8 protein-coding genes are annotated in these 12,666 nt (G+C 59.7%); all 8 read right to left on the reverse strand.

The genetic code is table 11. From position 1 onward, the window contains the following. Positions 1 to 59: 59 nt before the first annotated feature. Positions 60 to 1,799: a dihydrolipoyl dehydrogenase gene (gene lpdA, locus E4662_RS11455; protein WP_136441705.1), complete on the reverse strand. Its 1,740-nt coding sequence runs from the start codon at positions 1,797 to 1,799 to the stop codon at positions 60 to 62. A 10-nt stretch (positions 1,800 to 1,809) separates the two neighbouring features. Further along, a complete protein-coding gene (gene aceF / locus E4662_RS11460; RefSeq protein WP_338113511.1) occupies positions 1,810 to 3,072 on the reverse strand; it encodes a dihydrolipoyllysine-residue acetyltransferase in 1,263 nt (420 codons plus the stop codon). A 16-nt stretch (positions 3,073 to 3,088) separates the two neighbouring features. Further along, a complete protein-coding gene (aceE, locus tag E4662_RS11465; RefSeq protein ID WP_136441707.1) occupies positions 3,089 to 5,746 on the reverse strand; it encodes a pyruvate dehydrogenase (acetyl-transferring), homodimeric type in 2,658 nt (885 codons plus the stop codon). Positions 5,747 to 6,006: 260 nt separating this feature from the next. Then, positions 6,007 to 6,933 (reverse strand): ornithine cyclodeaminase family protein, encoded by a 927-nt coding sequence (locus E4662_RS11470; protein ID WP_136441708.1) that lies wholly within the window; start codon positions 6,931 to 6,933, stop codon positions 6,007 to 6,009. A 1-nt stretch (position 6,934) separates the two neighbouring features. Beyond that, entirely contained in the window at positions 6,935 to 8,095 is a 1,161-nt protein-coding gene (locus tag E4662_RS11475; protein WP_136441709.1) for a DNA recombination protein RmuC, read from the reverse strand. After that, positions 8,092 to 9,924, reverse strand: coding sequence for a DNA mismatch repair endonuclease MutL (mutL, locus tag E4662_RS11480; protein WP_136442101.1), 1,833 nt, complete (start codon positions 9,922 to 9,924; stop codon positions 8,092 to 8,094). The genes E4662_RS11475 and mutL overlap by 4 nt, the downstream gene beginning before the upstream one ends. Positions 9,925 to 10,354: 430 nt before the next feature. Next, entirely contained in the window at positions 10,355 to 11,758 is a 1,404-nt protein-coding gene (locus E4662_RS11485; protein WP_136441710.1) for an aspartate aminotransferase family protein, read from the reverse strand. 77 nt (positions 11,759 to 11,835) lie between these two features. Beyond that, a complete protein-coding gene (locus E4662_RS11490; protein ID WP_136441711.1) occupies positions 11,836 to 12,510 on the reverse strand; it encodes a GntR family transcriptional regulator in 675 nt (224 codons plus the stop codon). Positions 12,511 to 12,666 lie beyond the last annotated feature (156 nt).

Genomic DNA, 12,666 nt, shown 5'->3' on the forward strand with positions numbered 1-12,666 from the left:
CGCAAAACGCGCGCGGCTTGTGCCGCGCGCGTCCTGCGTTTTTTTTTTGCGAAGCGTGTTCAGTGCTTCTTTTTCTTCCGAGGCGGCATCAGATCGGTGATCGTGCCTTCGAACATTTCGGCGGCAAAGTTCACCGTTTCTGACAGCGTCGGGTGCGGGTGGATGGTGTGACCAAGGTCAACCGCATCCGCGCCCATCTCAATCGCCAGTGCACATTCGGAGATCAGATCCCCGGCGTTGGTGCCGACGATGCAGGCCCCGATCACGCGCTGATCTTCGGGATCAAACAGCAACTTGGTCATGCCTTCGGAACGCCCGTTCGACAGCGACTTGCCCGAGGCAGCCCAAGGGAACACGCCCTTTTCGAACTTCACGCCTTTGGCCTTTGCTTCTGTCTCCGTCAGACCGCACCAAGCCACTTCTGGATCGGTATAGGCCACGGACGGGATCAGCTTCGCATCGAAGAAACGCTTCTCACCGGCGCAAACCTCTGCCGCGACCTTGCCTTCGTGTACGGCCTTGTGCGCCAGCATGGGCTGGCCCACCACATCACCGATGGCGAAGACATGCGGAACGCCCGTGCGTTGCTGGGCGTCGACGGCGATGAAGCCGCGATCATCCACTGCAACACCAGCAGCCTCGGCGTTGATCAGCTTGCCGTTGGGCTTGCGGCCCACAGCAACCAGAACCTTGTCGAAGGTGTCCGAGAAGCTCTCGCCCTTGTCGTCCTCGAAGGTCACTTTCATGCCGCCTTTGAGGGCTTCAACAGCGATCACCTTGGTTTTGAGGAAGATGTTCTCGTAACGGCCCTTGATGCGGTTCATCAGCGGTTTGACGATGTCTTTGTCCGCGCCCGGGATGATCTGGTCCATCAGTTCGACCACGGTCACCTTGGAGCCCAGCGCGTCATAGACGCAGGCCATCTCAAGCCCGATGATGCCGCCACCCAGCACCAGCATCCGCTTCGGAACATCCCTGAGTTCCAGAGCACCGGTGGAATCGATCACACGGTCATCTTCGGGGATGAAGGGCAGCGCCACGGGCTCGGAGCCCGCCGCAATGATGCACTGATCAAAGCTGACGGTGGTTTTGCCCTCGTCACCCTCGACTTCGATCATGTTCGGGCCGGTGAACTTGCCGTAACCGCGCACGATCTGCACCTTGCGGCCTTTGGACAATCCATCAAGCCCGCCGGTCAACTGACCAACAACGCCATCCTTGAAGGAGCGCAGTTCATCAAGATCGATCTTCGGCTTGCCAAAGCTGATCCCGTGGGAGGACATTTCCTCGGCCTCGGTAATCACCTTTGCCACGTGCAGAAGGGCCTTCGACGGAATACAGCCGACATTCAGGCAAACACCGCCCAGCCGCGGGTTACGTTCGATCAAAACGACCTTCTTGCCAAGATCCGCTGCGCGGAAAGCCGCGGTGTAGCCGCCCGGGCCGGAGCCCAGAACAACCACTTCAGCATGCACATCACCGGGACCGGTGGCGGAGCCTGTCGCAGCAACGGCTTTCGGCGCTTCAGCGGCGGGTGCCTCTGCTGGCGCGCTTGCCGTTTCGGCGGCGGCTGCCCCTTCGAGCACCAAAATCACCGTCCCTTCGGAGACCTTGTCGCCTTCGGACACTTTGATTTCGCTGACCTTACCGGCGGCAGGCGACGGGACTTCCATCGTCGCTTTGTCGCTTTCGATCTCGATCAGCGGATCTTCTTCGGAGACGGTATCGCCAACCGAGACAAGAACCGTGACGACAGGAACGTCAGAGAAATCGCCGATATCGGGTACTTTAACATCCATTGTTCTTACCTCACCACATCAGTTTGCGCATATCGCCAAGCAGCGTCTTGAGCGTCACGCAGAAGCGTGCAGCCAAGGCACCGTCGACGGCACGGTGGTCATAAGACAGCGACAGCGGCTGCATCAGACGCGGCACAAACTCCTCGCCATTCCAGACCGGGGCCATCTTGGAGCGCGTGAGACCAAGGATCGCCACTTCCGGCGCGTTCACGATGGGCGTGAAGCTGGTGCCGCCGATGCCGCCAAGCGACGAAATGGTGAAGGTCGCGCCCTGCATGTCCTTGGACTTCAGGTTGCCTTCACGGGCTGCTTTGGACAGGGTCATCAGTTCCTTGGAAATCTCCACGAGTCCCTTGCGGTCTGCATCCTTGATCACCGGAACCATCAGGCCGTTCGGCGTGTCCGCCGCAAAACCGATGTTGTAGAAGTCCTTCTTGATCAGCTTGTCGCCATCAGGATGGATCGACGAGTTGAATTCCCAGTGCTGTTTGAGCGCAGAGACGCTGGCCTTGATGACAAAGGACAGCAGCGTGACGCGGTAGCCCTCTTCCTTGGCCTGCGTGTCCATTTCCTTGCGGTACTTGTCCAGCTCGGTGATGTCCGCTTCGTCGTTGTGCGTGACATGCGGGATGTTGAGCCAGGAGCGGTGCAGCGCAGGGCCGGAGATCTTCTTGATCCGCGGCATTTCCACGTCTTCGACGGGACCGAACTTGGAGAAGTCCACGGCCGGGATCGGCGGAATACCCATGCCGCCCTGAACCGCGCCGCCGGTTGCCGCTGGTGCTGCAACGGCTTTCAACGCTTTTTCAACGTCTTCGCGCAGGATACGACCCTTACGGCCCGTGCCGTTCACGGTGTTCAGATCAACCTCAACACGGCGCGCGAAGGCGCGCACCGAGGGAGAGGCGTGCACCTTGGAGAAGCCCGCATCGGTCTTGGGTGCAGGCGCCGGGGCCGCAGCCGGAGCAGCAGCCGGAGCAGGCGCTGCCGCCGGAGCCGCCTTTGGCTCTTCAGCAGGCGCTTCAGCCGCGCCAGAGGCCTCGACGAGCAGGATCACGGAGCCTTCGGAAACCGTGTCCCCTTCGGCCACCTTGATCTCCTTCACGACGCCCGCATGGGAGGCCGGAACCTCCATGGTCGCCTTGTCGCTTTCCAATTCGACGATCGGGTCTTCCACGGCGATCTCGTCACCTACAGAAACCAGAACCGTCACCACCGGCACATTGGAAAAATCGCCGATATCGGGAACTTTAACTTCAGTTGTCATGTCTATTTCTCCTCGTTCCCGCTTACGCCGTGCGCGGGTTCGGCTTGCCGCCGTCGATGTCGTATTTCTTCAGGGCCTTCTCGAGGTCCTTCTCGCTCACAGATCCTTCGCGGAAGAGATCCACCATGGCTGCCGCCGCAATGTGTTTCGCATCCACCTCGAAGTGACGCCGCAGGTTCACCCGGCTGTCCGAGCGGCCAAAGCCGTCCGTCCCGAGAACCGTGTACCGGCCCGGAACGCAGGCGCGGATCTGTTCGGCGTAGTTCTTCATGTAGTCTGTTGCCGCGATGAACGGCCCTTTTGCCCCGGTCAGAAGATCGGACACATAAGACGTCCGTTCCTTGGCCAGCGGGTTCAGGCGGTTGAAGCGCGCCACGTCCTGGCAATCGCGGGCCAGCTCGTTGAAGCTGGTTGCGGACCAGATGTCGGATGTCACGCCGAAGTCTTCCTTCAGCATGTCCGCCGCCTTGATCGCCTGCATCAGGATCGTGCCGGAGCCGATCAGGTTGACGTGCTTCTTGCCCGGACGCGCGGTTTTCTTCATCCGATACAGACCCTTGATGATGCCCTCTTCAGAGCCCATCGGCATATCCGGGTGGCTGTAGTTCTCGTTCATCAGGGTGAGGTAGAAGAACACGTCTTCCTGTTCCTCATACATCCGCTTCATGCCGTGCTGCACGATCACCGCGACTTCATAAGAGAAAGTCGGGTCATAGCTGATGCAGTTCGGGATGGTCCCGGCGAGGATGTGGCTGTGGCCGTCCTCGTGCTGAAGACCTTCGCCATTCAGCGTGGTCCGGCCTGCGGTGCCGCCGAGCATGAAGCCCCGCGCGCGGCTGTCGCCTGCGGCCCAGGCCAGATCGCCGATCCGCTGGAACCCGAACATCGAGTAGTAGATGAAGAACGGGATCATCGGCACGCCGTGGTTGGAATAGGCCGTTGCGGCTGCAATCCAATCGGCCATGGCGCCCGCTTCGTTGATGCCTTCCTGCAGAACCTGACCGTCCTTGCTCTCTTTGTAGAACATCATCTGGTCGCGGTCTTCGGGCGTGTAGTTCTGGCCCAGCGGGTTGTAGATACCCACGGAACGGAACAGACCTTCCATGCCGAAGGTTCGGCTCTCATCGGGAACAATCGGCACGATCTGCTTGCCGATCTGCTTGTCGCGCAAAAGCGTGGTCAGGATGCGCACAAAGGCCATCGTGGTGCTGATTTCGCGCTCACCAGTGCTTTGCAGTTCCTTCTTGAACTTGTCGAGCGCCGGGATCTCCAGCTTCGGCGATTGCGTCTCCCGCTTCGGGAACACCCCGCCAAGTTCTTTGCGACGGTCGGCCAGGTAGGCTTTCTGCGCGTTGTTCAGGCTGACAAAAGGAATGTCCTTTTCAAGCTCTTCGTCGGTGACCGGAATCTTGAAACGGTCGCGCATTGCCTTGAGCTGGTCGAGCTGCATTTTCTTTTGTTGGTGGGTCGTGTTCTGGCCTTCGCCAGCAGTACCCATGCCGTAACCCTTGACCGTTTTCACCAGAAGAACAGTGGGTTGCCCGTCTGCTTCCGAAGCCCGTTTGAAGGCGTTGTAGACTTTCTTCGGATCGTGGCCACCGCGGCGCAGCGCCCAGATCTGATCGTCGGTCCAGTCTTTGACCAGTTCCGCTGTCTCCGGATATTTGCCGAAGAAATGCTCGCGGATGTAGGCGCCGTCCTTGGATTTGAACGTCTGGTAATCGCCGTCAATGGTTTCATCCATCAGCTGGCGCAGCTTGCCGGAGGTGTCTTTCTCCAGCAGTTCATCCCAGCCCTTGCCCCAAAGCAGCTTGATCACGTCCCAGCCGGAGCCACGGAAGTTGCCTTCGAGTTCCTGAACGATCTTGGAGTTGCCGCGCACCGGGCCGTCGAGGCGCTGCAGGTTGCAGTTCACCACGAAGATCAGGTTGTCGAGGCCTTCACGGGCCGCCAGATGGATGGCACCCAGCGATTCAGGTTCGTCCATTTCTCCGTCACCGAGGAAAGCCCAGACCTTGCGGTCCTGCTTCTCGATGAGACCCCGGTTTTCGAGGTACTTCATGAAGCGCGCCTGGTAGATCGCCATCAGCGGACCAAGGCCCATGGAGACGGTCGGGAACTGCCAGTATTCCGGCATCAGCCAGGGGTGCGGATAAGACGACAGACCACCGCCGGCGACTTCGGAGCGGAAGTTCTTCAGCTCTTCTTCGCTGATCCGGCCTTCCATGAAGCTGCGCGCATAGATGCCCGGCACAACGTGGCCCTGGAAGAAGACAAGATCGCCGCCGTGGATGGCGGACTTCGAGCGCCAGAAGTGGTTCAGACCGATATCATAGAGCGCGGCGGAAGAAGCAAAGGAGGCAATGTGCCCGCCGTATTCGCTGCTTTCCTTGTTGCGCTTGACCACCGTTGCCATGGCGTTCCAGCGGTTGATGGTGCGAATGCGCCATTCCATCTCGCTGTCGCCCGGCATGTCGACTTCATCGTCGGGGGAAATGGTGTTCTGGTAAGGCGTGGTCGACGAGAAGGGAAGCTTGGCCCCTGCCGCACGCGCCCGTTGAACGGCCTTATCAAGCAGGAAATGCGCGCGATCTGCTCCGTCGCGTTCAATGATATCCTCAACGGCCTCCTGCCATTCCTGGCTTTCGACCGGATCAATGTCCTGTGGAGTGTCTTTCATGGGCCTCTTCCCTTTCTGCGCCTTCTTGGCGCGGCATTTGGTTTAGAGTTAAACCATTTTCGTTTTTGCCCGGGAGAGATCAATCAGATGCAGCCCCTCCCAACGCTAAACATCGTTGATACGCTGTGTAGCAATCCAAATTTGACTTTGGCAGATAGCCACCCGCATAGCATCCATGCGCCTGACGCATGGCGATAGTTCAATGTTAAACTTTATTCTATCACGCTTATCTTGCGCGAAATTTTGTTACGGGTCGGCCTTCAGGACGCACGGGTGCTGATCTTTTCCCAGACTTTCGCAGCCAGCGCGTAATCCCCGGCAGCAATCCCACGGAACATGAACGCGCGTGGCCGCGCGTCGATTCGCACACCGTCCTTGAGCAGTTCCGGCAAGTCTGCGGCAATCCGCTCGGGCGGCACCATCGGCTCCGGCATGCCCGTTTCCTGTTCCCGGTCATCAACAACAACCGTGCCAAAGGCCGAAAACGTCGTGCGGTCCCATGGCTTCGCGGCGTCCGTCACGATCGCCAGCGCGCCCGGCTTCAACCGTCCCGCATCGAGAAAGGGAAGGCCGCTGTAGGTGATCGGGATCGAACTGACAACAATATCTGTTTCGTCCAAAGCCTGCTCCGGCCTGTCGCAAAGTACAACCTTCAGCCCAGCCGCGTCAGCCTGCGCGCGCAGCAGATCGATGTTCGCCTTTCCGCGCCCGGACAGGCGTACCTCCTCCAGCGGAAAAAGCCCCGCAAACAAATCGAGATGAGAGCGCGCCTGCACCCCGCACCCGACAAAGCTCATGACCTTTGCATCAGACGTAGCGAGGTGCTTTGCGGCGACCGCGGACAAGCCTGCCGTGCGCACCGCCGTAATCCACTCGGCATCCATCAACGCCAGGCACTCGCCCGTTCGCGCATCCAGAACCATGATCGCTCCAGTAATCGAGGGCAAACCGAGCGCGGGGTTGTCCGGACAAACCGTCACCGCCTTCACAACTGTCACATCGCCGCTGGCCAATGTCGTCATCATGTACCGGCCATCGCCGGGTTGGATCACGCTCTTGGGTGTGGTGATCAGCTTGCCTTCGGCCTGCGCCAGAATGGTTCGGGAAATCGCTTCAACGATATCCTCTGACGTCAATCCCAACCCTCTCAAATCCGCATCGTTCAGGACCTGTGGGGCAAAGGGCATATCACTCTCCGGGTTCAGTCAGCGGCAATCGCTCCTCACCTTCGCGTGCAACTTCTTCAAAGTCAAAGTTATCCAGCCGCCGCGCCCGCTTTCCTGCCTTGTCCGCACTGATCTTGATTTCCTCGATATCCTTTGAGGCCTGACCAAAGTGCCGGTCCAGATTGGCAACGCGGGCTCCAAGGCGCTCCACATCGGCAAACAACAGGTGCAATTCCTTGCGGATCGCTCCCGCCTGTTCGCGCATGCGGGCGTCCTTCAAAATGGCACGCATGGTGTTCAAAGTCGCCATGCAGGTGGTTGGAGAGACAATCCAGACCTTCGCTGCGAACCCCTCACGCACAATCTCGGCATAGTTTGCGTGCAGCTCCGCATAGACCGCCTCAGAGGGAAGGAACATCAGGGCGCCATCGGCGGTTTCCCCTTCAATGATGTACTTGTCCGAAATGTCCCGGATGTGGCGACGCAGCGAGATTCGCATCTGCCCCTGCGCGCGTACCATCTCTTCCGGGGATTTGGCACGGCGCAAGGCCTCGTAGGCCTCAAGCGGAAACTTGGCGTCGATGACAATCGGCCCGGGCGGGTTGGGCAAATGGACCAAGCAATCGGCGCGGCGGCCGTTAGACAGAGTGGCCTGCATGGTGAAACTGTCCGCGGGAAGCGCTTTGCCAACAATGTCGCGCAGTTGAATCTCGCCAAACGCGCCGCGTGTCTGTTTGTTCGACAGGATGTCCTGCAGAGACAGCACATCGCCGGACAGCTTGGTGATATTGGCCTGCGCCTGATCAATCACCATCAAGCGTTCCTGCAACTCACCCAGCGACTTCGCGGTTCGGCGGGCGGATCCGGTCAGGCTCTCGCCCATCTTCTCCTGAACCTCGGCAAGCCTTTGCTCCATCAGCTGCAACATCGCAGTTTGGCTGTGGGCCTGTGCCTCGCTGACATGAGTCAGACCTCCGGCGAGGCGCTCCTGCCCATCTGACAAACCGCTGACCCGCTGGTTCAAAGCGTTCATTTGCCGAGCCAGAGGTTCGACAGCCCGGGCGGAGCGCCCCGCACCACGCGCAGCGGTGACAAGAAGGATCAGAACGAGGGTGGCAAGCCCGAGGCCGATCAGAACAATCGGATCGTCCAGCGCAAACTCCGTCTCTCCAATCCGGATCATGTGCGCCCGAAGAGCCGTTCGATGTCTGACAATTTCAACTCAACATACGTCGGGCGTCCGTGATTGCACTGGCCGGAATGTGGCGTCGCCTCCATCTCGCGCAGAAGCGCGTCCATCTCCTCACCGCGCATACGGCGACCGGAGCGAATGGACCCGTGGCAGGCAACCCGGCTCAGGATCGCTTCGATCTTTTCCTGCACAAGCTGGCTCTGCCCCTGATCCGACAGTTCATCAAGAATGTCCTCGATCAGGGCCTTGGCGTTGACTTCCCCCAGAATGGCAGGCGTCTCTCGCACAGCGACAGCTCCGCCACCAAAAGGCTCCAGCGTCAGCCCCATGCGTGTCAGATCATCAGCAACAGCAAGAAGCGCATCCCGATCCCCCGCTGACAGTTCGACCACGTCGGGAATCAGAAGCGCCTGGGCTGCAACCCCATTCTCTTTCATCTGCCGCTTCAGTTTTTCATAGACCAGCCGTTCATGGGCCGCGTGCTGATCCACGATGACAATCCCGTCTTCGGTCTGGGCGATGATGTAGTTCTCATGAACCTGCCCGCGCGCAGCGCCAAGTGGGAGGTGCTCCGGATCCGGGTTGTTCGATTGTTCAGGTGTATCCTCAACCACACGTCCGGACCAGGCCTGCGCCACTTCCGCAAACCCCGGCTCCGGAGCAGGTGCGGCGGGGGCCTGCATGGCGTAGGACACACCCCGCGCGAATCCGCTTGGACGGTCCATCTGGTAAACGCGCGGCTCGGCAGGCGTTTCGGGGCGCATCGCGGCCAAGGTCGCCTCGGCGACTGTGCTGGACGCGCGGTGTCCGGCCTCGGCCAGAGCGTGCCGCAGCGCAGATACGATCAGACCCCGCACAACCCCGGGGTCCCGGAAGCGGACTTCAGACTTGGCCGGATGGACGTTCACATCCACCTTATGCGGATCACAATCAACGAAGAGCGCTACAGCCGGGTGCCGCTCTCGCGACAGGAAATCATGGTAGGCCCCGCGCAACGCGCCGATCAGCATCTTGTCCCGAACCGGACGGCCGTTGACAAAAAGGTACTGAGCCACAGCCGATCCGCGCGAATAGGTCGGCAGAGCGGCGTAGCCGGTGAGACGAAAGCCTTCGCGCTCTGCATCGATGGCCAGCGCGTTCTCGATGAACTCCGCCCCCATGATCCGTCCAAGCCGCCCGCGCAAAGCATCAAACAGATCCCCGCTTTCCGGATCGGTCCGGAACGTTACACGATCCTTGCCGCCCGAGACATCTTTCAGGGTGAACCCGATCGACGGCTCCGCCATGGCCAAGCGTTTGACCACATCGGTGATCGCCTGCATTTCGGCGCGGTCCGTGCGCAGGAACTTTAGGCGCGCCGGTGTGGCGAAAAACAGATCACGCAGAGTTACAACGGTTCCGGCATTGAGCGCGCAGGGTTTGACCGCGCTCATCTCACCGCCACTGACGCTGATCTCGCAGGCCTCCGCGCCGCGCGCCCGGCTCTGGATCGTCAGACGACCAACAGCGCCCAGCGACGGCAGAGCTTCACCCCGAAAGCCGAACGAATTGATGTTCAGAAGATCCGTTCCGTCGATCTTGGAGGTGGCATGACGGGACAAGGCCAGGGGCAACTCGTCGGCAAGCATGCCGCACCCATCGTCAGTGATCCGGATCAGGGTCTTGCCGCCATCGGCGATTTCGATGCCAATGCGGCGCGCGCCTGCGTCAACTGCGTTTTCAACCAATTCCTTGACCGCCGACGCAGGACGCTCCACCACCTCACCAGCAGCGATCCGATTGATGGCCGTGTCGTCCAGCTGTCGAATGACAGGGCGCATATTGGGGGTATGTGTATTCACCCCACAATACCTAGCAGCAGAAGTTTGATTCTGAAACGGTCCTTTTGAGCGAAGAACGCAGACTTCAAGGCGCCGCGCAGCGAGAATGATCAGACCCGTGCGCAAGAATAGTACATTTGTCGCATATGATTGGTTTCTTTATTGCGCTACCGATTGTTCGAACAGGCGCATTTGTCAGGAGAAGAACCATGCTCGTACCTCTGATTACCTTCGAAACCATCGCTCAGGTTTACGGTCAGGCTTTTGCGGACGCGTGGTTCCGCCCTTACTCTTCGATCCGCAAACCAGAGTGATCCATACCTGATAGACAGATGAAGCCAGCCTGTATCGCCAAGCGTTACAGGCAAGACTTCGCACGCCGGATAAACATTAGGCCGCTGCTTTTCGCCGAAAACCGGTCCGAACCGGCTCAGTTTGACACGGCAGCCTGCATCAACCCCTGCTCTTTCAACAGAACATGCGCCTCGTCCAGCGAACGCCAGGCGCGGTTGATCAAGTCATCGATCTCTTCTCGGGAAATTACCAACGGTGGCGAGATGATCATGCGGTCGCCCACGTGACGCATGATCAGATTGTTGGCGAAACACCGCTCGCGGCAGACATAGCCAACCGTGCCCGCTTCCGACGCGAACGCCGAGCGTGACGCTTTGTCCGGGGTGAGCGCAAGGCTCCCCATCATCCCGACGATTTTGGCCTCGCCGACAAGCGGGTGCTCTGTCAAGCCTTCGAACTTCTCTTTGAGGTATGGGCCGGTCTCATCACGAACCCGCTCAACGATGCCCTCATCTTGCAGGATACGCAGGTTTTCCAAAGCCACCGCACAGGCCACCGGATGGCCGCTGTACGTGTACCCGTGGTTGAACTCACAGCCGGAGATAACTTCGGCTACCGCGTCCGACAGGATGCTGCCGCCGATCGGCTGATACCCGGAAGACAGGCCCTTGGCGATTGTCATGATGTCCGGGCGAATGCCCATCGTCTGACAGCCAAACCAATTGCCGGTGCGACCGAAACCGCAGATGACCTCATCCGCGATCAGAAGAATCCCGTATTGATCCACGATGCGTTGAATCTCGGGCCAATAGGTTTCCGGCGGGACAATCACGCCGCCCGCACCCTGCACCGGCTCTGCGATGAAAGCCGCCACGTTTTCCGGCCCTAGTTCGAGGATCTTGGCCTCCAATTGCCGCGCGCGCTCAAGACCAAAGTCCTCGGGCGTCATATCGCCGCCTTCGGCCCACCAATTTGGTTGGTCGATGTAGGCAATACCCGGAATAGGCATGCCGCCCTGCGCGTGCATTCCCTTCATCCCACCAAGCGAACCGGAGCCAACGGACGAGCCGTGATAAGCGTTCCACCGCGAAATAACCCATTGTTTCTGCGGCTGTCCCTTTTCGGCCCAATAGGTCCGCACCAGCCGCAGGTTGGTGTCATTCGCCTCAGATCCGGAACTTGCATAAAACACGTGGTTCAAATCACCAGGAGCCAGCTCTGCCAAACGCTCTGCCAGGGCAATGGCCGGGACGTGTGACGTTTGGAAAAAGGTATTGTAATAAGGCAGTTCGCGCATCTGCCTTGCCGCGGCTTCCGCCAATTCATGCCGCCCGTAGCCGACGTTGACACACCACAGCCCGGCCATGGCGTCCAGAATGCGATTGCCATCGCTGTCATTGAGCCACACGCCATCGGCGCGCGTGATAATCCGCGCGCCCTTGTCCGCAAGCCCCGCGCCATGCGTGAAGGGGTGCATATGGTGCGCTGCGTCCACCGCCTGAAGTTCAGCGGTTGGGGTATTGGTTGACAGATTCGGCATGGCGGGATCCCTTCTCAAACGGCGTACCGCGAGAATATGATCAAATTATTCCCTGTCAATCGAATCAAGACAGTCAGTCAATCTGCTCCCCCGGCGATGCCACGCGCAACAAGCTCCATGCCTTGGGCCACATCCTCTTCGATGGCATGCGCCGCCGCTTCCGCATCGCGACGCGCCAAAGCTTCAAGCAACTCCTTGTGGCGGTCCGGCAGGTTACGCGTCCCAAGCTGTCCGCAAACCACGCGAAGAGACGGGCCGAAACGCAGCCATAGCCCTTCGACCATCGCAGTGATGATGGGCGCCCCAGCGAGACCGTTGAGGACATCGTGAAACTGGTAGTTCTCTTTGAGATACGCGCCGATATCGCCACGGGTGATCGCTTCATCCAGGGCGTCGTCGATGCGAGTCAATCGGGCAATGTCCGCTTCGGTCACGCTCGTGACCGCGCGATGCGCCAACAAGGGCTCCAAGGCCAGGCGCGCGCTTGTCAGCTCGGAAACTGCCGCCGCGCTCAACTCCGGGACGACGATTCGACGATTGCCCAAGGCCGCCAGCGCCCCTTCCGCCGTCAAACGCCGCAACGCTTCGCGCACTGGGGTCATGCCCGCCCCCGTTTGCTCGACCAGCCCGTTGATCGTGACCGCCTGTCCGGGGACCATATCCCCGAACAAAACCATATCGCGCACGCGTCTGTAGACCTTTTCATGAACCGGCAGCCCCGCTCCGGTGTTCTTCTCCGCCTGAATATTCATCACTTGGCCCAATTGCTGCTCTGACGACCGGCAACCACGGCTTGCGTCGTGCCTTGCGTCATGGAAACATCGAAAAGCTTGCCAAGCAAGGCAGCTTTTGATCAAATTCAAGAGCCAAAGGGGCACAAGACCCCAATTGACCAACGGGAGTATGAA

The sequence above is a fragment of the Pacificoceanicola onchidii genome, assembly GCF_004804335.1.
GTDB lineage: Bacteria > Pseudomonadota > Alphaproteobacteria > Rhodobacterales > Rhodobacteraceae > Pacificoceanicola > Pacificoceanicola onchidii.